Raw genomic sequence first — 22,732 nt, forward strand, 5'->3', positions numbered from 1 at the left:
GAGACGGATTCAAGAAGTTGCACGCTCGTAGTCCCCTTACAGCTTCATCAGGTTGGCGTTGTCGACGGAGGCCGAGCGACGGGACCGGTACACGGCGACGATGATCGCCAGGCCGACCACAACTTCAGCGGCTGCCACGACCATCACGAAGAACGCCGCGACGAGTCCGTCGAGGTTCCCGTGGAATCGGGCGAATGCGACGAATGCGAGGTTCGTGGCATTGAGCATCAGTTCGATGCTCAGAAAGGCGATGATCGCGTTGCGGCGCAGCAGGAACCCTGCGATGCCGATGGCGAAAAGGATCGCCGAGAGGATCAGGTAACCCTCGGGGCTCATTCGTCGTCTCCTTCGATCTCAAGCGTGCGACCCTCGAGCGCCTGGTAGGCGGAGGAGGTGGGTGCGCGCAGTTCGTCCACGTCGACCACCACGCCACGCATGGTGAGTGTGCGCGAGACGGACTTCTCGGCGATGGACCCGTCCGGGAGCAGCGCCGGGATGGAGATGGCGTTGTGCCGGGCGAACACACCCGAGTTGGGCAGCGGGCCGGGGTGCTCGCCGAGCTCGGCGTAGGCGCGCTTGCGGAGTTCAGCGGACTCCACCTGGCTGACCTTCTTGCTGAGGAGCTCGCCGTGGGCCAGCACCATCGCGCCGACCGCGGCCGTGATCAGGAGGGCCGCGCTCGCCTCGAAGAGGAACACGTACTCACCGAACAGCTTGTTGGCCAGCGACGGGATGTTGCCGCCGTACTCGGCGTTGGCCGCCGCCAGGCCGGCGGGCTGCCCACCGACGGTGAACTGACCGACGGCGGAGATCATCAGGATGCCGATGCCCAGCGCCACCAGCGAGGCGGCGATGCGGTGGCCCTTCAGCGTTTCGACGACCGAGTCGAGCGAGTCCACGCCGATCAGCATGACGACGAACAGGAACATCATCAGGATGGCGCCCGTGTAGACGACGATCTGGATGACGAACAGGAAGGGCGCGTCCTGGGCCGCGTAGAGGACCGCGATCGCCACCATCACGCCGGCCATCGCGATGGCCGAGTGGATGGGCTTGCGCGACAGCAGGAAGATCAGGGCGCAGATCACCGCGATGGGCGCGCACACCCAGAAGGCGACCTCACCGGCTGTCACCAGCGGGATCATGGGGATCATTTGGCCGCTCCTGTGGTCGTCGAGCCGGTGCGGGTGTCGGGGGTGCCCGTCGCGGGCAGCCCCAGGAAGTAGTCGCGCTCGTCCGCGCCGAGGCGACGGGGGTGCGGCGGCTGCTCCATGCCGGTCAGCAGCGGCGCGAGCAGGTCTTCCTTTTCGTAGATCAGGCTCAGCCGCGTGTCGTCGGAGATCTTGAACTCATTGGTCATCGTCAGCGCCCGAGTGGGGCAGGCTTCGATGCAGAGGCCGCAGAAGATACAGCGCAGGTAGTTGATCTGGTAGACGTGGCCGTAGCGTTCGCCCGGCGAGTAGCGGGCGTCGTCGGTGTTGTCGGCGCCCTCCACGTAGATGGCGTCCGCCGGGCAGGCCCAGGCACACAGTTCGCAACCGACGCACTTCTCCAGGCCGTCCGGCCAGCGGTTGAGCTGGTGTCGGCCGTGGAAGCGCGGCATGGTGACCTTCTCCGCGCCCTTCTTGTGCGGGTACGACTGCGTGAACGTCTTGCGGAAGATGGTGTTGAGCGTGATGCCGAAGCCGGCCCACGGATCGAAGATGCCCATCAGGCTTCCTTCCCTTCTGCGGTGACCTCGGCCATGGTCTGGTCCTGCGCGGGTCCGCGCACGACGCCTGCGAGCTCGGGCAGCATCTGCCCGGGCATCGGGGGCACTGGGTAGCCGCCGGCGAAGGGGTCGTAGACCTCTTCGACGACCGGGCGTTGCTCCGGCAGTTCGGCCACCGGGTCCTTGCCCCCGAACAGCCACCACAGGACGATGAGCAGCGCGAGGCCGAGGCCGAGGGTGGCGTTGCGGAACTGGGTGTTGGCGACCAGGGCCACCACGATGATCCAGATCAGCGAGATCTCGATCAGCACCTTCCAGCCGAGACCCATGAACTGGTCGTAGCGGAGGCGAGGGAGAGTGCCACGCAGCCAGACGAACACCGAGATCAGGAACTGCACCTTCAGCATGAAGAAGATCGGGCCGAACCACGGGTTGTTGAAGAACTCGATGTTGTTCAGCGGCCAGATCGGCAGGTAGCCGCCGAGGAACAGTGTCGTGCAGACCGCAGAGACGGTCGCCATGTTGATGTACTCCGCGAGGAAGTACAGCGCGTAGCGGAAGCCGGAGTACTCCGTGAGGTAACCGGAGACGAGTTCCGACTCACACTCGGGCAGGTCGAACGGTGCGCGGTTGGTCTCGCCCACCATGGCGATGGCGTAGATGATGAACGACGGGATCAGCAGCAGGAAATACCAGGTCTGCAGCCCGAGCGGCAGGGCGATGTCGGTGAACGGCACGACGAGCTGCAGCGGGATGCGCTGCGATTCGACGATCTCCGAGGTGGACATCGAGCCGGCCATCAGGAACACGGCGACCATGGACAGGCCCATCGAGATCTCGTAGGAGATCATCTGCGCCGTCGAACGGATGGAGCCGAGGAAGGAGTAGGTGGAGTTGCCGGCCCAGCCCGCCAGCACGATGCCGTAGATGCCGATCGAGGCCGAGGCCAGGATGAACACCGCAGCGACCGGCAGGTCCGTGAGCTGGAGGCGGGTCTCGACGCCGAACATCGTCACCTGCCCACCGAACGGGATGACCGTCCAGCAGGTGAAGGCGGCTACCGCGGTGAGCACGGGGGCGATATTGAACAGCCACTTGTCGGCGTTCTTCGGGCGGAAGTCCTCCTTGATGAGGGCCTTCATACCGTCTGCGAGCGCCTGGCCGAGGCCGAAGGGGCCGTTCATGATGGGGCCGAGGCGGTGCTGCATCTTGCCGACGAGGCGACGCTCGTACCACACGTTGAAGATCGTCCAGACGAGGAGGACGACGAAGAGCGCCACCACCTTGATCAGGATCAACCACCAGGGATCGTTCATGAAGATGTTCATGCCGTTGCTCCTTCGACGACGGTGACGGCCGTGACGCGGACCGGCGAACCGGGGGCGGCGACGAGTCGCTCCCCCAGGCCGGGGTTGACGGGCACCCAGACGACGTCGTCGACCATGCCGGGGACGATGTCGACCGGCAGCACCAGGCTGCTGCCCGCTGCCTCCACGGTGGCGACCTCGGTCAGACCGAGCCGCTCAGCGGTGGCGGCGGAGACCCGGGCGACCGGCGGACGTGCGGTGGCACGCAGCGCCAGTTCGTAGTCGTTGCCCTGGGAGGCGTCGAGCAGCTCGCGCCATCCCGCGACGACCGGACCGGCATGGGCGGGGGCCGTCGCGACGGCGGGAGCCGCCGGGCGGTCGCCGTCCCAGGCACCGAGTTCCGTGAGGTCGGTGTAGGCCTGCTTCGGGGCGCGGAAGCCGAGCGTCGAGCCGAGGGCATCAGCCAGGGCGGCCAGGATGCGGATGTCGGTCATCGGCGACACCGGCTGCTTGACGATCACGTTGACGCGGCCGTGGCGGTGCTCCCAGTTCAGGAAGTGGCCCGACTGCTCCTCGAGGAGGGCGGCCGGGAAGACCACGTCGGCGCGGGAGGTGACGGCGCTGGCGCGCTGCTCGATGCTGACCACGAACTGCGCGGCCTCGAGACCGGCCAGCGCGGTGGCCGGGTCTCCCAGGTCGTGCGGGTCCACACCGGCGACCACCAGGGCCTTGAGCGTGCCCTGGGCCAGCGCAGTGAACTGCTCATCGGCCGACAGACCGGCCTCAGCGGGCAGCGAGCCGACGCCCCAGTGGGAGGCGACATCGACGCGAGCGGCGGGGTCTGCCACCGGGCGACCACCGGGCAGCAGGCCCGGCAGGCAGCCGGCCTCGATGGCCCCGACGTCGCCTGCGCGACGGGGGATCCAGGCCAGGCGGGCGCCGGTGGCGTCCGCCTTCGCGGCGGCGGCGCTCAGCACGCCGGGGAGGACCGCGGCGCGTTCGCCGACGAGGATGACCGAGCCTGCGTCGAGGTCCGTCAGTGCGTCCAGCGCCTCGGCTTCACGGCCGGGGGCTGTGGGCACGAGGGTGGCGGACAGCTTGTCGGAGCCCCGGGAGACGAACGGCGCGAGGGTGGTGACCTTCAGGTGCCCCTTGCGGACCGCCTTGCGGAGGCGGAGGAACACGATGGGCGACTCGTCCTCAGGCTCGAAGCTCACCAGCACGACGTGCTTGGCGGCGTCCAGATCCGCGTAGGTGACGGCCTCGTCGACTCCCCTGCCGGCCACGCGGGCCGCGAGGAAGTCTGCCTCTTCGGCAGAGGCGGGACGCGAGCGGAAGTCCACGTTGTTGGTGCCCAGCACAGCACGGGCGAACTTGCCGTAGGCGTAGGACGCCTCGACGCTCAGCCGACCACCGGTCTGGACACCGACGGCGGAGCCGGCGGCGCGGAGACCCTGGACCGCGGCGTCGATGGCCTCAGGCCACGACGCGGGCTCCAGCACTCCCCCGCGGCGCACGAGCGGGCGGGTGATGCGGTCGTCGCCGCGGCCGTACATGAAGCCGAAGCGGCCCTTGTCGCAGCTCCACTCCTCGTTGACCTCAGGCTTGTCGCCCGCGAGGCGACGCTTGACCTGGTGGTGACGCTGGTCCGTGCGCAGTTCACAGCCGGACGCGCAGTGCTCACAGGTGGTGACCTTCGACACGAGGTCGAAGGGACGCGCCTGGAAGCGGTAGGCGGCGGATGTGAGGGCGCCGACGGGGCAGATCTGCACCACGTTGCCGGAGAAGTACGAGTCGTACGGGTCCTGCTCGTAGGTACCGACCTGCTGCAGCGCACCGCGCTCCACCAGGGCGATGAAGGGGTCACCGGAGATCTGTTCGGAGAAGCGCGTGCAGCGCGCACACAGCACGCAGCGTTCGCGGTCCAGCAGGATCTGCGCGGAGATGGCCACGGGCTTGGGGAAGGTGCGCTTCAAGCCCTCGAAGCGGCTCTCACCGGGGCCGTTGGCCAGTGCCTGGTTCTGCAGGGGGCACTCGCCGCCCTTGTCGCAGACGGGGCAGTCGAGCGGGTGGTTGATCAGCAGGAACTCCAGCATGCCGCGCTGCGCCTTCTCGGCGACGGGCGAGGTGCGCTGGGTGTTGACCTTCATGCCCTCGGCCACCGGCATGGTGCAGGAGGCCTGGGGCTTGGGGAACCCTCGGCCGTTGCCGGCGTCGGGGATGTCGACCATGCACTGGCGGCAGGCGCCCACCGGGTCCAGCAGCGGGTGGTCGCAGAAGCGCGGGATGGCGGTGCCGATCATCTCGGCGGCGCGGATGATCAGCGTGCCCTTGGGGACGCTCACCTCCGTGCCGTCGATGGTCAGGGTGACCAGGTCGGGCTTCGGAGCCACCTCACCCGAGGTCGTCTTGGCGTCGACGGTCATCGCACGTCTCCTTCCGCGGCGAACAGTGCGCTCTTCTCATACGGGAACACTTCCCAGGCGGGAGTGTGGTAGCCCTGCTCGAACTCGGAGCGGAAGTGCCGCACGGCACTGGTCACCGCTGCCACCGCACCGTCGGCCAGCGCGCAGAACGAGCGGCCACCGATGTTGTCGCAGATGTCGAGGAGCTTGTCGACGTCGCCCTCGCGGGCGGTGCCGGCTTCGAACTTCATCAGGAGCTGGACGAGCCACCAGGTGCCTTCACGACACGGGGTGCACTTGCCGCAGCTCTCATGCTTGTAGAACTCGACGAAGCGCAGCGTCGTGCGCACCACGGAGGTGGTGTCGTCGAAGATCTGCAGTGCCTTGGTGCCGAGCATCGAACCGGCCGCCGCCATGGATTCGTAGTCCATGGGGAGGTCGAGGTGTTCCGGCGTCAGGATCGGCGTCGAGGAACCGCCGGGGGTGAAGAACTTCAGTTCGTGGCCGTCGCGCATGCCGCCGCCGAGCTCGATGAGCTCGCGCAGCGTGATGCCCATCGGGGCCTCGAACTGGCCGGGCGTCTTGATGTGGCCCGACAGCGAGTACAGCGTGAAGCCCTTGGACTTCTCGGTGCCCATCGACTGGAACCAGTCAGCCCCGTTGTTGATGATGGCCGGCACCGAGGCGATGGACTCCACGTTGTTGACCACCGTCGGGGAGGCGTACAGACCTGCGACGGCGGGGAACGGCGGGCGGAGGCGGGGCTGGCCGCGTCGACCCTCGAGGGAGTCCAGCAGCGCCGTCTCCTCGCCGCAGATGTAGGCGCCGGCGCCGGCGTGCACGATCACGTCGAGGTCGTAGCCGGTGCCCATGATGTTCTTGCCCAGGTAGCCGGCCGCGTAGGCCTCACGGACGGCCTGCTGAAGGCGGCGGATGACGTGCAGGACCTCACCGCGGCAGTAGATGAACGCGGTGTGGCAGTTGATCGCGTACGACGAGATGATGACGCCTTCGACCAGCGTGTGCGGCGTGGCCATCATGAGCGGGATGTCCTTGCAGGTGCCCGGCTCCGACTCGTCGGCGTTGACCACGAGGTACTTCGGGTTGGGATTGTCCTGCGGGACGAAGGACCACTTCATGCCCGTCGGGAAGCCTGCGCCACCGCGGCCGCGGAGGTTGGCGTCCTTGACGAGCGAGATGAGGTCTGCGGGCTGCATGGCCAGGGCCTTGCGCATCGCGCGGTAGCCACCTGTGGCCTCGTAGCGGGCGAGCTTCCAGGAGTTGGGTGCGCCCCACTGTTCGCTGAGGACGGGGGTGAGCAGGTCGGTCACTGTGCGGCCTCCTGCTCGGCGGCGGCCGGCTTCGCGTCAGCGGCCGGGGCCTTCCAGTCGTTCTCACGGGCGATGTCGACACCGGCCAGCGAGGCGTGACCTGCGGAGGGCCCTTCGTCGGCCCGGCCGTCGGGGAACCCGGCGAGGACGCGCTCGGCTTCGCGCCAGGACGTGATGGTCGCGCCACGGGAGGAGACGACCTCCTCGTCCTTCTGCAGCTTCTCCAGCAGGTCGTCGGCCTTCTCCGGGGTCATGTTGTCGAAGAACTCCCAGTTGACCATCATCACGGGGGCGAAGTCGCACGCCGCGTTGCACTCGAGGCGCTCCAGCGAGATCTGGCCGTCCGGGGTGGTCTCACCCTCGTCGATGCCGAGGCGCTTCTTGGCCCGGTCGAGCAGGATGTCGCCGCCCATCACCGCGCAGAGAGCGGTGGTGCAGACGCCGACGTGCTGCTTGCCGGCGGGGCGGCGCTTGTACATGGTGTAGAACGTCGCGACGCCGGAGACCTGCGCCGTGCTGATGCCCAGCACGTCGGCGCACACTTCGATGCCCCGGGGGCTGATCCGGCCGTCGACCGACTGGACGAGGTGGAGCATCGGCAGGAGTGCGGAACGAGGCTGCGGGTAGCGGGCCGCCAGTTCGCGCAGTTCGGCGATGGTGCCGTCGTCGATCTGGGACGACTGGTCGGTGTAGTCCACCGAACCGGAATCTGGGAAGTGGCTGGCAAAGTGGCCGCTCATCGGTCCACACCTCCAAGTACGGGGTCAAGGCTGGCGAGCGAGACGACGACGTCGGACATCATTCCGCCCTCGCACATCATCGGGATCGACTGCAGATGGTTGAAACCGGGATCGCGGAAGTGCACCCGGTAGGGGCGTGTGCCGCCGTCGGAGACGACGTGGCACGCGAGTTCGCCCTTGGGGGATTCGATGGCCTGGTAGACCTGCCCCACCGGGACCCGGAAGCCCTCGGTGACGATCTTGAAGTGGTGGATGAGCGCTTCCATGGACTCGCCCATGATGTGCTTGATGTGCTCGTTGCTGTTGCCCTGACCGTCGGCGCCCAGCGACAGCTGAGCGGGCCAGGCGATCTTCGGGTCTGCCACCATGACCGGCTGGCCGTGCGTGCGCTCGAGGCGGTCGATGCACTGCTCGACGATCTTGAGGGACTCCCAGCACTCCTGCAGCCGGATCCGGAAACGGCCGTAGGCGTCGTCCGAATCCCAGGTCACGACGTCGAAGTCGTAGGTCTCGTAGCCGCAGTAGGGCTGCGTCTTGCGCAGGTCCCAGGCGTAGCCGGTGGCGCGCAGCGGCGGGCCGGACATGCCCATCATCGTGGCCGCGGTGAGGTCCATCACGCCGACGCCGGACTGGCGGCCGATGAAGATGGGGTTCTCGTTGCAGAAGGCGGCGTACTCCGGCAGGTGCTTCTTGAGCCAGTCCACGATGGTGCGCAGCTGGCTGATGCCATCCTCGGGCAGGTCGTTGGCCACGCCTCCGGGGCGGATGAACGCGTGGTTCATGCGCAGGCCCGAAATGGCCTCGAAGAAGTCCAGGATCATCTCGCGCTCACGGAACGCGATGGTCATGACCGTCAGCGCGCCGATCTCCATGCCGCCGGTGCCCATGGCGACCAGGTGTGAGGCGATGCGGTTGAGCTCCATCATGAGCACGCGGATGACGCTGGCGCGCTCCGGGATGTCGTCGGTGATACCGAGCAGCTTCTCGACGGCCAGGCAGTAGACGGCCTCGTTGAACAGCGGCGCGACATAATCCATGCGCGTCACGTAGGTCACGCCCTGGACCCACGTCTTGTACTCCGCGTTCTTCTCGATGCCCGTGTGCAGGAAGCCGATGCCGGGGCGGATGGACTTGACGGTCTCGCCGTCCATCTCGAGGATCAGGCGCAGCACGCCGTGCGTCGACGGGTGCTGTGGGCCCATGTTGACGACGATGGTCTCGTCACCACGTTCGGCCTGCTCGGCCGCGATGTCGGTCCAGTCGCCGCCCTGAGCCAGGTAGACGCGATCGACCTTCTCCTCGCTGGTGCCGGCGAAGACGTCTTCGGTGGTTGCGTGGGTGTGGGTCACGAGTAGGTCCTCCTGTTGTCGGGAGCGGGCACCTTGGCGCCCTTGTACTCGACGTCGACGCCACCCAGCGGGTAATCCTTGCGCTGCGGGTGGCCCTTCCAGTCGTCCGGCATGAGGATGCGGGTGAGCGACGGGTGGCCGTCGAAGATGATGCCGAACATGTCCCAGGTCTCACGCTCGTGGTAATCCACCATGGGGTAGGTGGCCACGACCGACGGGATGTGGGGATCTTCGTCCGGACAGGTGACCTCGAGCCGGACCCGACGGTTGTGGGTGTAGCTCAGCAGGTGGTACACGGAGTGCAGTTCCGCGCCCTTTTCGTTCGGGTAGTGCACGCCCGAGACGGACACGCAGACCTCGAAGCGCAGGAACGCGTCGTCGCGGAAGGTCCGGGCGACGGCGGCGAGGTGCTCGCGCGGAACGTAGATCGTGAGCTCACCGCGGTCGAACAGCACACGGGCGCCGCCGAGTTCCTCGGGCAGCAGTTCCAGGGCCCGGCCGTAGACGGCGTCCGACGGGTCGTCGAACGGCGGCTCGGTGCGGCCCGGCATGCTGAGGCCGCGGGTGAGGCCGCCGTAGCCGGAGGTGTCGCCGGCACCGCGGGACCACATGCCCGCCTTGCTGGTGAAGATGGGCTGCTGGGCGGGGAGGCCCGAGGTGGCGGGAAGGTTCTCCTCAGGAGTCTGGTCGTCGCTCATCGCATGAGACCCTTCATCTCGACCTTCGCGGGCGCGGCCAGCGCGGCCTGCTCGGTGTCCTCGACCCAACGGTCCATGTTGGCGCCGATCGGGTGCTTCTGCACCTTCTCGCGCAGCTTGAACATCGCCTCGATCAGCATGTCTGGGCGCGGCGGGCAGCCGGGCACGTACATGTCGACGGGCAGGAAGTGGTCACAGCCCTGGACGATCGAGTAGTTGTTGAACATGCCGCCGGAGGAGGCGCAGGCGCCCATGGAGATGACCCACTTGGGGTTGGGCATCTGGTCGTACACCTGGCGGATGACCGGCGCCATCTTCTGCGACACGCGGCCGGAGACGATCATCAGGTCAGCCTGGCGCGGCGAGGCGCGGAAGACTTCCTGACCCCACCGACCGGAGTCGTAGCGCGGCGTGCCGAAGGCCATCATCTCGATCGCGCAGCAGGCGAGGCCCATCGTCGCGGGCCAGAACGAGGCCTTCCGGACCCAGCCGAAGACGCCCTCGAACGTGGTCAGCAGGATGCCGCTAGGAATCTTGTCTTCGATACCCATGTTTATCTCCGATCATTCCCAGTCGAGGCCGTTGCGGCGCAGGACGTAGATGTAAGGGATGAAGAACAGCACGATGAACACGATCATGGCGATGATCGCGAACATGCTGAGCTGGTTGTAGGCGACCGCCCACGGGAGCAGGAACACCACTTCGATGTCGAACACGATGAACATCATCGCCGTGATGTAGTACTTGACCGGGAACCGGCCGCCGCCGATCGGCTGCGGGGTGGGCTGGATGCCGCACTCGTAGCTGTCGTACTTTGCACGGTTGTACCGAGCCGGTCCGACGACCAGGCTCAGCCCCATGGATACCACGACGAACACGGTGGCGAGCAGCACCATGCCGACGATGGGGATATAGGGGTTCATCGTTGTTTCCTTCCGATCAGGCCGACGGAGCGACCTTGCACAAGGTGTTAATGATCCGGTCCATCGCGTCCCCGTCACGGGAATCGGTCAGGTTGGCCAGGAGCTTCATCACGAAGCGCATGAGCATGGGCCGGGGTAGACCGTATCGGGTGCAGATGTACATGATCCGCGGGTCACCGATGAGCTTGGTGAAGATCATTCCCAGGCGATAGTAACCACCCAGGCTGTCCTTCAGCGCGGCGGGGTAGGCCTGCATGGCCCGCTCCGCGGAGGCGGTGCCGACACCGCGCGACTTCGCTTCGGCCAAGGCCTGGGCCGCCAGTTCGCCGGCCTCCATGGCGTAGGCGATGCCTTCACCGTTGAAGGGGCTGACCATGCCGCCGGCGTCGCCGACGAGCACGAGCCCGCGGCCGTAGTGCGGCTGACGGTTGAACGCCATCGGCAGCGCAGCGCTGCTCACCTTGCCCACCATGTTCTCGTCGCGGTAGCCCCACTCCTCCGGGGTGCCGGCCAGCCACCGCTTCAGCAGGTCGCGGTAGTTGGTCTGCCCGAAGCCCTTCGACGTGCTGAGGACCCCGAGGCCGACGTTGCAGGTGCCGTCGCCCATCGGGAAGATCCAGCCGTAGCCGGGGAGCAGCGTGGACTTACCGGGCTCGCCGTCCCAGAGCTGCAGGTGCGACTCGAGGAACTCGTCGTTGCTCTGCGGGCTCGTGTAGTACGTGCGCACAGCGACACCCATGGGGCGGCTGTCGATCTTGTTGATGCCCATCGAGATGGCCAGCCGCGCGGAGTTGCCGTCAGCGGCGACGACGTAGGGGGCCTTGAAGACGCGGCCGTCCTTGGTCTCGACGCCGGTGATGCGACCGGTGTGGTCGTCCAGCACGGCGTTGGTCACGTTGGCGCCCTCGATGAGTTCGGCCCCCGCGGCCACCGCGTGGCGGGCCAGGAGGTCGTCGAAATCCGAGCGGGGACGCTGCACGCCGTAGGGCGGGAAGTCGGTCAGTTCAGGCCACAGCAACTCGAACGGCTTGACATGGCCGCCGTGCACCCGAAGACCCTTGTTGTGGATCCAGCCGGCCTCTTCAGAGGTGTCGATCCCCAGCCGGGTGAGGGCGCGGGTGGCGCGGGGCGTGAGGCCGTCGCCACACACCTTCTCCCGGGGGAAATGAGACTTCTCGAGCAGCGTGACGGAGAGCCCGTGCCGTGCGAGGTAGGTGGCTGTCGCTGATCCGCCCGGTCCGGCTCCGACGACGATGACGTCCGATTCGTGGGTGGGGCGGGCCGTGCCAGAGTTGGCGAACGACATACACACTCCTGTCGACTACGACGGTGATTACCGAGTCAGTCTAGGGGTGCCGGGACATTTCGGCCAACCAAGGCCCCGACTGCGGCCTACACTGCGAACCGCCTGCTGACTTGGGTATTTGGTCACGACGGGCTTGCTAAATTACGGGACCGGCCGAGCGTCGCAGACACCCCTCCCCGGCCTGTGGACGGCGGTCCCAATATCGGCGCCTGGATGGCCTCAGGCGAGCGTCGCGGCTATGCTCGCGAGGGTGATTCTGGACTTCGGGAGCGCTCGGATGCGTGCGACCACTGTCGCGATCGACGACCCCGGGGCCCTGGAGAGATTCCTCCCGGAGACCGGGCCATCGACGGCGTTCCTGCGCCGCGGCGACGGCTTTGTGGCACTGGGCGAAGTGGCCCGGTTCGAAACCGACCGGCTGGACGCCGCCGACGTCTGGTGGGAGGAGATCTCCGGCCAGATCGACCACGACTCCGAGGTGCTCGGCGAATTCGGCACCGGTCCCGTCGCGGTGGGCACCTTCGCCTTCGACCCCGACAGGTCCGAGGAGCGCTCGGTCCTCACCGTCCCCGAGGTGATCATCGGCAGGCGCGGCGGGCTCAGCTGGATCACCAAGCTCGGCCCGGCCCGCGGCAACGCCACCCTCCCCTCCCCCGGTGAGCCCGTCCGGCCCCCGGCAGGCGTGACCTCGTTGGGCGGTTCCATGGCCGACCACGCCTGGACCGACATCGTGGCAGCGGTGGTGTCGCTGATCCGCAAGGGCGAGGTTCACAAGGTGGTGCTCGCCCGCGACCTCATCGCCCGTGCCGACAGCCCGCTCGACCTGCGGTTCGTGCTGCGCGAACTGATGGCCACCTACCCCATGACCTGGGCGTACCTGGTGGACGGCATGATCGGCGCCACCCCGGAGCTGCTCGTCCGCCGTGAGGGTGGACTCGTCACGTCGCGCGTGCTGGCCGGCACCGTCTGGGGCGACGACGAGGATGCGGACCCGATCAGGCTCGCCGCACGCCTCGCGAAATCCAGCAAGGACATCTCCGAGCACGAGTTCGCCGTCGAATCCGTGGCGAGGGCGCTGGCGCCCTACTGCAACGCGATGAACGTGCCCGAAGCCCCCTCAGTGCTGAAGCTCCCCAACGTGATGCACTTGGCCACCGACATCACCGGGGTGGTCGACGGGGCGGCCAGCGCCATGACACTGGCCGCCGCGCTGCACCCGAGTGCCGCAGTGTGCGGGACCCCGACGCACCTGGCGCTCGACGTGATCTCAGAGCTCGAATCCCTGGACCGCGGCCGGTACGCCGGGCCCGTCGGGTGGGTGGACACCCACGGCGACGGGGAATGGGCCATCGCGTTGCGCGGCGGCCAGATGAGGCCCGAGACCCCCAACGAGATCCAGTTGTTCGCCGGGGCGGGCATCGTGGCAGATTCCTCGCCCGAATCCGAACTGGCCGAGACCGGCGCGAAGTTCGTGCCGATGCTGCAGGCCCTCGGTCTCAACGGCTCCTGAACGGTGAAGCGCGCCGCGGCCTGACCCACGGCGCGCACACTCCCCCTCGCGCGGTCAGCGGTTGCGCTGGACCTTGATCTTCGCCTTCGGTGCGGCCGTTCCCTCGCGGCGACGGCGTTCCTCGGCGAGTTCGCGCTTCTGCTCCTCCTGCTGCTCCATGAGCTGCTCGCGGTCAAGACCGCTGCGCAGGATCATGAACGCGATGAGGCCGACGACCAGCGAAATCCACACGGGCCAGCCCAGCACGATGGGCAGGGTGACGAGCGCCACCATGTCGAGGCCGCGCAGCAGCGAGAACATCAGGCCGGGTGGCATGGCGCCGAAACCGGTGGACATGATGGGTCCGGAGTAGTCCGGCGGGCGGGCCGAGACCCACCGCACCGCGCCGAGGAAGCCGGCAATGCCGGTGACCACGGCGGCGGAGGCCGCGGCGACGGGCTCGACGGTGACGCCGCCGCCCACGCCCATGAACGCAGGCAGCGTGGCGACGGCCCACAGCAGGGCGAGGACTCCAGGGACGACCATCGCGGCCTGCTTGACCTTGCCCGGGTCGAACGGGAAGCAGCGCTGCAGGCCCCTGGTGCGGGTCAGCACGCGCAGCGAGTTCATGAACGGGATCAGCGCCGCCACCAGCACCAGCGCCGACAACGGCGGGTTCAGGGTGGCCAGGCCCAACGCCTGCACCGCATAGGGCACCACGACGGTGGCCGCCAGCGTGACCAGCCGCATGGGCTGGCGCCAGAGGCGCTGCACGTCGCGCATGACCAGGGCGGTCATGCCGGAGCCGGCGCCGCGGGTGGGCTTCACGTGACCCTTTTCGCGGGCCTTGGCCTCGATGAGGATGTCTCGGATCAGGGCGAATTCGAGCGCGAACGCCGCACCCTGCAGCCCGCTCAGCAGCGACCCGCCGGCGGTGAGGCGGTTACGACGGACCCCGCGGAGCCTGCGGTAGGCCACGAAGCCGGCCACGAGGACCAGCAGGAGGCCGACGCCCGCCACGATGTAGGCGAGTTCGACGGCGATGAGATGGGCCCCGCCCAGGTCGATCCAGCCGGCGGCGCCGAAGACCAGCAGGACGAGGGTGCCGATGGCGATGACGCCGATCATCCACTGCAGCACGGTCACGACCCAGCGACGGTCGAGCCCCTGCTCGGCCGCGGCGAACGCGAGCAGGCCTGCGGAGCCGAAGCCCCCGGCCAGCGCCCAGATGCCCACTTCCGGCAGCGGTGATCCCGTCAGCGCGGCGATCAACGCCCCCAGCAGCCCGCCGACGACGAGCGCCAGGACGATGGCCGCGACCAGGCGGCCGGCCAGCAGCCGCCGTCGGTCCGTGGGGCCGTCCATGAGCCAGAAACCTTCAGCGGCGGAGGCGACGACGGGGCCGAACATGCGCGACAACACCAGCGTCGACGCCAGGATGCCGGCGACCGAGGCCCAGGGCAGCAGGCCGCGGGCGGCGAGACAGCCGGCGGTGTCACAGATCGCCACCACCTGCTGGGCGCGGACGATCGAGGAGATCACCATGGCGCCGATCAGCACGATGGAGAACACCATGACGTAGCCGTCGGACAGCGCCTGCCAGAGGCTGCGGTCGGCGCGCCCGCGTCGCCAGTCCTTCATCAGCAGCTTGAGCTGCTTCTCGTCGACGACCCCCAGGCCGTCGAAGTGGTCGTGCGCGGTGCTCAAGGCTCAGACCCCCAGCCGGATGGTGCGCGCGCCGATGGCCTCGAGGAGCGAGGGCTCATGGCTCGCCAGCACGATCGCCAGGCCGCCGGCGATGTCGGCCTTCAGCCGCTGGCCCAGCCAGGCGACACCTTCCACGTCGAGGCGCTGCTCTGGCTCGTCGAGCACCAGCAGCTGCCTCGGGCGGACGAAGGCGGTGGCCAGCGCCAGGCGACGCCGCTGGCCCGACGACAGGGTGGAGGGGAGCTGGCCGGCCTGCGGCACGAGCTGCACCTCCTCGAGCACCTCGTCGACGAGGTCGTCAGGGTGCTCGAGCCCGTGCGCACGGGCGAGCAGGTCGAGGTGTTCCACGACGGAGAGGTCCGGGAAGAAGTCGAGGTCGTCGATGACGGTGGCCACATCGCGGCGGATGATCGGGTTGGTCTCCGACACCTTGATCCCGTTGACCATGACGGTGCCCTCATCCGGCCTGTCCGCGCCGACGAGGCAGCGCAGCACCGTCGACTTGCCGGCGCCGTTGCGCCCCGTGAGCGCGACGGCTTCACCGGCCCGCACCTTCATGGAGAAGCCCTCCACGATGGTTACCGGGCCGTAGCCCTTCTTGAGGTTGTCCACCTGGAGTACGACGTCATTCTTAGCCACGTCCGCCATTGTCCACCATCGCCGCAACCGGGGCGAACCGGCGTCCCTGCATCCGTCGGTGGGCAGCGATAAGGTGAACCAATGCAGAGTGAGCCCGGCAGCCGAGCAACCCTTGACAAGCGGCGCGGTGACGTCGCCGCCATGTTCGACGGTGTCGCCAAACGCTATGACCTGTTCAACGACGTGCTGAGCATGGGTCAGGTGAGGAGGTGGCGCCGCGCCACGGTGGAGGCGGTGGACCCGCAGCCCGGGCAGCGCATCCTGGACCTCGCGGCGGGCACCGGCACGTCGTCGGCCGTCCTCGCGGCGCACGGCGCCTACGTGGTGCCCAGCGACATCTCTCTGGGCATGCTGGCCCAGGGCAGACGGCAGCAGCCCGGCCTCGACTTCGTGGCGGGCGACGCGGTGGCCCTGCCGTTCCCGGACGACACGTTCGACGCCGTCACCATCTCCTACGGGCTGCGCAACGTCGAACGCACGCTGGACGCGCTGAAGGAGATGTACCGGGTCACCAAGCCCGGCGGCCGCGTGGTCATCGCGGAGTTCTCCACCCCCACCAACCGGGCCTTCCGGCACGTCTACACCAACTACCTCGTGGCCGCGCTGCCCCGCATCGCCAAGCTGTCCAGCAATCCGGTGGCCTACGGCTACCTGGCGGAGTCCATCCTCGCCTGGCCGGATCAGCAGGGGCTGGCAGACCTCATGCGCGAGGCCGGCTGGCAGAGCGTGGAATGGCAGGACCATGCCGCCGGCATCGTGGCGCTGCACCGGGGCTGGAAGCGTTGATGAACAGTTTCGTGCTGGACGCCTACGCCGCCCGCAGTTGCCCGGTGAAGACGTTCCACACGTTCGACCCCACGGTCCCCCAGCCGGCACAGCCGCATGACGAGTCGCTGCGCGAATCGTTCCAGGGCGGCTCGGATTTCCGCGACGGGGTGCTCAATCGGCTGGCCGCCCGCACCCAGGGCGTCGTGGACCTCCGCAGGCTCCACGCGGAGGGCGCCTCGTGGGAGGAGCGGCTCAAGGCCGCGCTCGAGGCGATGGGCGCAGGGGCGCCGCTGATCCTCGGCGGCGTGCTACCCATGGATCTCGACGGCCACCGCAGCGGCCGACCGGACGCGCTGGTGCGCGGCAGGGACACCGAGGCGGGGACGCCCGGCTACTGGCCGCTGAAGGTCAAGCCGTACCGGGTGCGCGAAAAGCAGGTGGGCGCCACGCAGCTGCAGGTCTCCACCATCGACGCCATCGGCACCCTGCAGGCCCTCCCTGACCTGCGCTATCGCGGCTACCGAGAAGGTGTGCTGCTGGAACTGGCACACCACTGGCGGCTGCTGGAATCCTGCGGCTTCGCATCCTCCTCCCCGCTGGCAGCCGTCGTGGGCGACGACCGGGCCGCCGGTTCGGAGCCGTCGGCCACCTGGGTGGACCTCACCACCAAGTTCATCCGGACCTATTCGAAGACCGCGGGCCACAAGCTGCGCTCGGCGCTCGAGCGCTACGACCACGAGCACGGCTTCCGCGTCTACGTGGCCGAGCATGCGCGTGAGCGCACGGGCGTGGATGACCCCGCGCCGGTGGTGCGGCCCATCCGCATCAAGGAGTGCGAGTGGTGCGCCTGGTGGCAGGTGTGCCGCCCGCTGATCGACGACGACGACCTCTCGCTGCGCATCTCCAAGGCGCCGCTCGACGTGCGCGAACTCCAGACGCTGCTGGGGCTGGGCATCAAGACCGTCGCGGAACTGGCGGAGGCGGACATCGACGCCATCCTCCCCCGGTACCTGCCGCTCACGGGTCACCGCGACCGCTCCGAACACCGCCTGCGCCAGGCGGCCCGCCGTGCCAGGATGCTGGCCAGCGGCGTGGAGCTGGAGCGCGTGAGCACCGAGGCCATCGGGGTGCCGCGCGCCCCCGTCGAGGTGGACCTCGACATCGAGACCGCCGACGACGGCACCGTGTACCTCTGGGGTGTCCTGGTGACCGACGCTGGGGGCTCGCGGTTCCAGCACTTCAGCCGCTTCGAGCAACTCACCCAGGACGCGGAGACGGCCGTGGCGGCGGAGTTCGCCCAGTGGCTGCTGGACATGGTGGCGCGTCATCCGGGGCTCAGGGTGTTCCATTACAGCGACTACGAGACCGTGCACCTGCGACGGCTCGCGGAACGCAGCGCAAACCCCGCGCTGCTCGCGGCCGTGGAACTCATCAAGGACCACTTCACAGACCTGTTCGGCTTCGTCCGCGACAACTTCGTGGGCGTCGACGGGCTCGGGTTGAAGGTCGTCGCCAGCCGCGGCGTCGGCTTCCACTGGCGCGACGATGAGCCCGGCGGCCTCGCGTCGCAGACGTGGTTCGCGCAGGCGGTCAAGGGCGGCACCGTGGAGGCCCGCAGCTCTGCGCGGCGGCGGGTGCTCGACTACAACGAGGACGACGTGCGCGCCACGTTGGCCGTGCGCAACTGGCTCACCGCCCACGACGGCGGTCAGGGCCTCGGGACCCCCGCCACGATGAACTCGGCGTCCGAGGCGAGCGCCTCCTCCAGCGAGGGCTGATCGGCCACGCGCACCGCCCGCCACCCCATGGCAGTGGCCACGGCCACCAGATCCACCCCCTGGGGCGTGCCGAACACCCGTTCGAAGCTGTCGGCGTAGTCCGGCGCGCCCTGCTCGAGCGTGTGGAAGATCGAGCCGCCGTCGTCATCGGCGACCACGACGCGAAGGCCCGGCCACGGTTCGAGGGTGGGTCGGACGAGGGCCCCCAGGTCGTGCTGCACCGTGAGGTCACCGACCAGCACAGTGGTGGGGCGGTGGTCCGCCAGCGCGATGCCCGTGGCGGTGGCGATGGTCCCGTCGATGCCCGCCACGCCGCGGTTGGCGTAGACCCGCGGGGCGTCGTCACCCACCGGGAGCACGTCTGCGGCGCGGATGATCGAGCTGGAACCGAGCATGAGGTCGTGCCCACCGTCCAGCGCCGCGAGCACGGCGCTGGCGACGTGGCGCTGGGTGAAGCCCTCGCCGACGCCCGCCGCGTCGGCCGCGCGCCAGCGGGCCAGCCAGGACTCCTCCTGTTCCGGGATCGCGACCGAGTCCGCGATGACGACCGCGCGATGCCCGGGATCGGTCCAGTCGGCCGCGGAGGTCACCACGATGAGTTCGACGTCGGCGCGGGCCATCAGGGCGACCACCGGCCGCGACAGGGTGGGGTGACCGAACACCACCACCCGTTCGATCTCGGCGCCCAGCGTGCCCAGGAGGTCGCGGTAGCCGGCGATGGCGCAGCCACCTCCCCGGGCGTTGGAGCTGGGTTCGGCGAAGAGCGGCGCCCCAGCCGTTTCGGCCACCCTCCTGGCCTCGGCACCGACGTCGGGCGGGGCGTCGCCGGCCAGCACGACGGTGCGCAGGCCGGCCTCAACCCGGTAGACCTGCCCGGGCAGGCTGGGGCTCACCAACAGCGGCCACTGCCCTGGTGCCGGCAACGGGCCCACCACCGGGGCGGCGAACTCGACGTTCAGCTGCACGGGCCCCGGCCGGCGCGTGCGGTAGCCGGCCGCGAGCACCACAGCGCGGTGCACGCCGGCGGCCCAGGCCGCCTCGTCACCGGATTCGGACGACAACCGGACGACGCCCAGCGCGGCCGGCCCGAGGGCCCCCGCCTGGTCTGCCGTCTGGCTCGCGCCGGTGCCCACGAAATGCGCGGGTCGGTCTGCCGTGATGAAGACCAGCGGGATGCCGGCGGCCCGCGCCTCCATGGCCGCGGGGGCCAGGTTCGCGACGGCGGTGCCGGACGTGGTCATGACAACGACGGGGCGCTGACCGGCCTTGGCCAGGCCCAACGCGGTGAACGAGGCCACCCGCTCGTCGATGCGGACGTGCAGCCGGAGCACCCCGGCGCGGTCGGCGCGCTCGACGGCGAGCGCCAGGGCCGCGCTGCGGGAGCCGGGCGCGAGCACGACGTCGCGCACCCCCATGCTGAGGAGGGAGTCGACGATCGTGCTGCCCAACCGGATGCTGCTCATGAGACCCTCCTCCACCGATCCAACCAGAAGCGGGTGAGTTCCGGGCCGGCCGCGTACCGCTCGAGCAACGCGGGGTCCACGACCACCGGCCGCACCGGGAGCACGCCGTCGACCGGGTGGAGCGGGCTCGCCGTGACGTCGCCGTCGAGGAGGCGGGCGGTCTCCAAACCGCAGGCGTGGGGCAGCTCGGGCAGCGCGGCAGCCAGGGCCAGCCCCGCCCGGAGGCCGACGGAGGTCTCCACGGCGCTGGACACCACCACGGGCATGGCCAGTTCCTCGGCGAGCCGCAGGCAGGCGCGCACGCCGCCCAGCGGCTGCACCTTGAGCATGGCGATGTCGGCAGCCCCGGCCCGCTTCACCCTGAGCGGGTCGCCTGCGCGGCGGATGGATTCGTCGGCGGCGATGGGCGTGCCCAGGTCGAGCCGCCGCAGCGCGGCCAGTTCCTCGACGGTGGCGCAGGGCTGTTCCGCGTACTCGAGCCCGAACGGGTCCAGTTCCCTGAGGGCGGCGGCCGCCTCCTCGAGGCTCCAGCCGCCGTTGGCGTCCACGCGGAGCTTGGCCCCCGGCAGTGCGGCGTGCACCGCGGCGACCCGGGCGATGTCGTCGTCGATCCGCTCCCCCGAGGCCGCCACCTTGATCTTGATCGTGCTGCAGCCGGACGCCACCGCGCGGGCCGCGGCCTGCTCCGGCGGGAGGCCCGGGACGATGCCGTTGACGGGCACGGTGTCGCGCACCGGCGCCGGGTACCCCTCCTCGGCCATCTCCATGGCCGCGCGGAGCCAGGCGGCGGCCTCCGCGTCGTCGTACTCCGGGAAGGGACTCCACTCGGCCCAGCCCGCCGGACCCTCGAACAGGACCCCGCTGCGGTGGCTGATGCCGCGGAACCGGACGGTGAGGGGGATGTCGTAGACGAAGAGCCTCATGCCAGGTAGGTCCCGACGAGCAGCCCCAGGCCGATGCCGATCTCGGCGAAGCCGGTGGACTGGATCACGGGGATGAGTCCCCGGCCGTTGGCTCCCCCGAGGATGCGGCGCAGGGGCTCGACGAGCAGGCCCACGGCCAGGAGCGCCACCAGGGCCCACCACGTGGTCAGCGCAGCGAAGCCGACGACGGCGGCGACGGTGAGCCCGACAAGGGCGGCGTAGAAGAGGCGGCTGTTGCGGTCGCCCAACCGCGCGGGCAGCGTCATCTTGCCGGCGATCCGGTCCGTGGGGATGTCGCGCAGGTTGTTGGCCACCAGGATGCCGGCGGCGAGCGCGCCCACCGCTGCGCCTGCCAGCCACGCGTGCCACGGCGCGGCGTCGGAGATCACGTAGGCGGTACCCACGGTGGCCACCAGGCCGAAGAACACGAACACCATGAGCTCGCCCAGCCCCAGGTAGCCGTAGGGCCGCTGGCCGCCGGTGTAGAACCAGGCGGCGACGATGGCGAGAGCCCCCACGACCAGCAGCCACCAGTGACCGCTCCACGCCACGACGCCCAACCCGGCCAGGGCAGCCACTCCGAACGAGAGGAACGCGGCCCGCTTCACTGCGGCGGGCGACGCCAGGCCGGAGGCGGTGATGCGGGTGGGGCCCACCCGGTCGTCGTCGGTGCCACGCACGCCGTCGGAGTAGTCGTTGGCGTAGTTGACGCCCACCTGCAGCGCCAGGGCCACCACGAGGCAGAGGGCCGCGATGCCCCAGTGGTACCTGCCGAGGGCGGCGGCGGAGGCGGATCCCGCCAGGATGGGGGCGACGGCGGCGGGGAGGGTGCGGGGGCGCGCACCGGCCACCCAGACGGAGAGGGAGTCGTTCATGATTTGACCAATCCTAGGAGGATTCGCCGGTCCGGTTTACCGCCGCCGGTGCGCGGCAACGTCTCGACGGTGACCAGTTGCCGGGGCAGCGCCGCGGGCGGGAGCGAGCCGCGCAGGGTGTCCCGCCAGGTTTCCAGCGTGCCCCGGGTGGCGAACAGCACGATGCGCGCGCCCCATTCGGGGTCGTCGACGGCGAGCACGTCGGTCTCCGGGTCCAGGGCCGCGACGGCGCGGCGCACCGCTGCGAGGTCGACGTTGACGCCGCCGCTGATGACGACATCGTCGAAGCGGCCGTCGACGACCAGTTTCCCGTCGGCCCAGTGGCCACGGTCGTTGGTCAGCACGGTCCCCCGTCCGGCGGGGTGGCCGAGGTAGCCCTCAAACACGGTGGGTCCGCCGATCTCGATCCGGCCGCGCTCCCCCACAGTGGCCCTGACGCCGGGCAGCGGGACGCCGTCCCACACCACCCCGCCGCAGGTCTCGCTCATCCCGTAGGTCTCGATCACCCGGATGCCGGCCGCCTCGGCCCTGGCGCGCAGTTCGGGACGCAGCGCGGCGCCCCCGACGAGGACGGCGTCGAACCGGCCCAGCATCGCGCTCAGCGCGGGCGACTCGAGGGCGCGGTACAGCTGGGTGGCCACGATCGAGAGGCAGTTGCGTCCGGGCGCCGGATCGAGGTCCGTGAGGTCGGCGGACGCGGTGCGCACCCCGTCGCCCAGGTGGCCGCGCACGAGCACCATGAGCCCGGCCACGTAGTGAGGCGCGAGCGTCAGGTGCCAGGTGGCGGGGAATCCGAGGCGCTCCTCGGCGGCGCGCGCCGCTGCCAGGAGCGCGGCGCGGTGCAGCACCACGAGCTTCGCGTCGCCGGTCGAGCCGGAGGTCGCCACGACGGCGCACCCGTCCGGCGCGGTGCCGCTGCCGGGGGCGAGCCACAGGCCGGGGCCGCCGTCAAGGAGGTCGCGGACCCGGGCGCTGATGGTGTGCATCCCGTCACCCTAAACCGCGCTCCGGCCTGGACGACGTAGACTTAGGCGCATGCCCAGGATCCTCCTCATCATCGCGGTGGTGATGCTCACCATCTACTGCGTGGTCGAGGTCGCGCAATCCCGCGGTTACCAGGTCCGGGCCATGCCCCGCTGGCTCTGGGCCTTCGCCGTCATAGCGCTGCCCATCGTGGGGCCGGTGTCGTGGCTCGTCCTGGGCAGGCCGCTGAAGAATCACCCGCAGGTCCGCGATCATCGGGCCCCCGATGACGACGAAGATTTCCTGCGCGGCCTGCGCTGACATCGCGCGTTCACCTTGTGGGCGTACAATCTCGCC

General features: G+C 69.5%; 22 protein-coding genes. 4 read left to right on the forward strand and 18 right to left on the reverse strand.

The genetic code is table 11. From position 1 onward, the window contains the following. Positions 1 to 36: 36 nt before the first annotated feature. The 12 genes from nuoK to ACX1DX_RS06935 all read right to left on the reverse strand — a co-directional run bounded on the left by nuoK (position 37) and on the right by ACX1DX_RS06935 (position 11,770). A complete protein-coding gene (gene nuoK / locus ACX1DX_RS06880; RefSeq protein WP_076060835.1) occupies positions 37 to 336 on the reverse strand; it encodes an NADH-quinone oxidoreductase subunit NuoK in 300 nt (99 codons plus the stop codon). Next, entirely contained in the window at positions 333 to 1,154 is an 822-nt protein-coding gene (locus tag ACX1DX_RS06885; protein ID WP_459398053.1) for an NADH-quinone oxidoreductase subunit J, read from the reverse strand. The genes nuoK and ACX1DX_RS06885 overlap by 4 nt, the downstream gene beginning before the upstream one ends. Then, entirely contained in the window at positions 1,151 to 1,711 is a 561-nt protein-coding gene (gene nuoI / locus ACX1DX_RS06890; RefSeq protein ID WP_076060839.1) for an NADH-quinone oxidoreductase subunit NuoI, read from the reverse strand. The genes ACX1DX_RS06885 and nuoI overlap by 4 nt, the downstream gene beginning before the upstream one ends. Then, positions 1,711 to 3,039: an NADH-quinone oxidoreductase subunit NuoH gene (gene nuoH, locus ACX1DX_RS06895; RefSeq protein WP_459398054.1), complete on the reverse strand. Its 1,329-nt coding sequence runs from the start codon at positions 3,037 to 3,039 to the stop codon at positions 1,711 to 1,713. The genes nuoI and nuoH overlap by 1 nt, the downstream gene beginning before the upstream one ends. After that, positions 3,036 to 5,444: an NADH-quinone oxidoreductase subunit G gene (locus ACX1DX_RS06900; protein ID WP_459398055.1), complete on the reverse strand. Its 2,409-nt coding sequence runs from the start codon at positions 5,442 to 5,444 to the stop codon at positions 3,036 to 3,038. The genes nuoH and ACX1DX_RS06900 overlap by 4 nt, the downstream gene beginning before the upstream one ends. Continuing rightward, entirely contained in the window at positions 5,441 to 6,754 is a 1,314-nt protein-coding gene (gene nuoF / locus ACX1DX_RS06905) for an NADH-quinone oxidoreductase subunit NuoF (RefSeq protein WP_076060846.1), read from the reverse strand. The genes ACX1DX_RS06900 and nuoF overlap by 4 nt, the downstream gene beginning before the upstream one ends. Then, positions 6,751 to 7,494: an NADH-quinone oxidoreductase subunit NuoE gene (nuoE, locus tag ACX1DX_RS06910; protein WP_182763845.1), complete on the reverse strand. Its 744-nt coding sequence runs from the start codon at positions 7,492 to 7,494 to the stop codon at positions 6,751 to 6,753. Before nuoE ends, nuoF begins: the two co-directional genes overlap by 4 nt. Beyond that, entirely contained in the window at positions 7,491 to 8,771 is a 1,281-nt protein-coding gene (locus ACX1DX_RS06915) for an NADH-quinone oxidoreductase subunit D (RefSeq protein ID WP_076061023.1), read from the reverse strand. The genes nuoE and ACX1DX_RS06915 overlap by 4 nt, the downstream gene beginning before the upstream one ends. 68 nt (positions 8,772 to 8,839) lie before the next feature. After that, a complete protein-coding gene (locus tag ACX1DX_RS06920; RefSeq protein ID WP_182763846.1) occupies positions 8,840 to 9,541 on the reverse strand; it encodes an NADH-quinone oxidoreductase subunit C in 702 nt (233 codons plus the stop codon). Continuing rightward, on the reverse strand, positions 9,538 to 10,092 hold the full coding sequence (locus ACX1DX_RS06925) for an NADH-quinone oxidoreductase subunit B (RefSeq protein ID WP_182763847.1): 555 nt from the start codon (positions 10,090 to 10,092) through the stop codon (positions 9,538 to 9,540). Before ACX1DX_RS06925 ends, ACX1DX_RS06920 begins: the two co-directional genes overlap by 4 nt. A 12-nt stretch (positions 10,093 to 10,104) precedes the next feature. Further along, positions 10,105 to 10,464 (reverse strand): NADH-quinone oxidoreductase subunit A, encoded by a 360-nt coding sequence (locus ACX1DX_RS06930; protein WP_076060858.1) that lies wholly within the window; start codon positions 10,462 to 10,464, stop codon positions 10,105 to 10,107. 16 nt (positions 10,465 to 10,480) lie between these two features. After that, positions 10,481 to 11,770, reverse strand: coding sequence for a geranylgeranyl reductase family protein (locus ACX1DX_RS06935; protein WP_459398056.1), 1,290 nt, complete (start codon positions 11,768 to 11,770; stop codon positions 10,481 to 10,483). Positions 11,771 to 12,047: 277 nt separating this feature from the next. Here ACX1DX_RS06935 and ACX1DX_RS06940 point away from each other — a divergent pair, with 277 nt between their 5' ends. After that, positions 12,048 to 13,280 carry an isochorismate synthase gene (locus ACX1DX_RS06940; protein ID WP_459398057.1) on the forward strand — a complete coding sequence of 411 codons (1,233 nt, stop codon included), beginning with the start codon at positions 12,048 to 12,050 and terminating at the stop codon, positions 13,278 to 13,280. A 54-nt stretch (positions 13,281 to 13,334) separates the two neighbouring features. Here the strand turns inward: ACX1DX_RS06940 and ACX1DX_RS06945 are convergent, their stop codons facing one another. Both ACX1DX_RS06945 and ACX1DX_RS06950 read right to left on the reverse strand, forming a co-directional pair. Further along, the gene (locus ACX1DX_RS06945) at positions 13,335 to 14,966 is read right to left on the reverse strand and encodes a DUF6297 family protein (protein WP_459398058.1); all 1,632 of its coding nucleotides are present in this window, start codon (positions 14,964 to 14,966) and stop codon (positions 13,335 to 13,337) included. Between the two features lie 3 nt (positions 14,967 to 14,969). Then, positions 14,970 to 15,614, reverse strand: coding sequence for an ABC transporter ATP-binding protein (locus tag ACX1DX_RS06950; RefSeq protein WP_076060865.1), 645 nt, complete (start codon positions 15,612 to 15,614; stop codon positions 14,970 to 14,972). Between the two features lie 72 nt (positions 15,615 to 15,686). Here ACX1DX_RS06950 and ACX1DX_RS06955 point away from each other — a divergent pair, with 72 nt between their 5' ends. Further along, positions 15,687 to 16,391 carry a demethylmenaquinone methyltransferase gene (locus tag ACX1DX_RS06955; protein ID WP_182763851.1) on the forward strand — a complete coding sequence of 235 codons (705 nt, stop codon included), beginning with the start codon at positions 15,687 to 15,689 and terminating at the stop codon, positions 16,389 to 16,391. Then, on the forward strand, positions 16,391 to 18,151 hold the full coding sequence (locus tag ACX1DX_RS06960; protein ID WP_459398059.1) for a TM0106 family RecB-like putative nuclease: 1,761 nt from the start codon (positions 16,391 to 16,393) through the stop codon (positions 18,149 to 18,151). Before ACX1DX_RS06955 ends, ACX1DX_RS06960 begins: the two co-directional genes overlap by 1 nt. Here the strand turns inward: ACX1DX_RS06960 and menD are convergent. The 4 genes from menD to ACX1DX_RS06980 are packed head-to-tail and all read right to left on the reverse strand — an operon-like array spanning position 18,082 to position 22,398. After that, complete coding sequence (menD, locus tag ACX1DX_RS06965) at positions 18,082 to 19,614, reverse strand: 2-succinyl-5-enolpyruvyl-6-hydroxy-3-cyclohexene-1-carboxylic-acid synthase (protein ID WP_459398060.1); 1,533 nt, start codon at positions 19,612 to 19,614, stop codon at positions 18,082 to 18,084. The two genes, ACX1DX_RS06960 and menD, sit on opposite strands and share 70 nt — an antisense overlap. Next, positions 19,611 to 20,537: an o-succinylbenzoate synthase gene (locus tag ACX1DX_RS06970; RefSeq protein ID WP_182763854.1), complete on the reverse strand. Its 927-nt coding sequence runs from the start codon at positions 20,535 to 20,537 to the stop codon at positions 19,611 to 19,613. Before ACX1DX_RS06970 ends, menD begins: the two co-directional genes overlap by 4 nt. Next, positions 20,534 to 21,412: a 1,4-dihydroxy-2-naphthoate polyprenyltransferase gene (locus tag ACX1DX_RS06975; RefSeq protein WP_459398061.1), complete on the reverse strand. Its 879-nt coding sequence runs from the start codon at positions 21,410 to 21,412 to the stop codon at positions 20,534 to 20,536. The genes ACX1DX_RS06970 and ACX1DX_RS06975 overlap by 4 nt, the downstream gene beginning before the upstream one ends. Further along, entirely contained in the window at positions 21,409 to 22,398 is a 990-nt protein-coding gene (locus ACX1DX_RS06980; RefSeq protein ID WP_459398062.1) for an AMP-binding protein, read from the reverse strand. Before ACX1DX_RS06980 ends, ACX1DX_RS06975 begins: the two co-directional genes overlap by 4 nt. Positions 22,399 to 22,447: 49 nt before the next feature. Here ACX1DX_RS06980 and ACX1DX_RS06985 point away from each other — a divergent pair, with 49 nt between their 5' ends. After that, positions 22,448 to 22,696, forward strand: coding sequence for a PLD nuclease N-terminal domain-containing protein (locus ACX1DX_RS06985; RefSeq protein ID WP_182763857.1), 249 nt, complete (start codon positions 22,448 to 22,450; stop codon positions 22,694 to 22,696). Positions 22,697 to 22,732: the final 36 nt, after the last annotated feature.

Source organism: Tessaracoccus zhenghani, assembly GCF_054552775.1.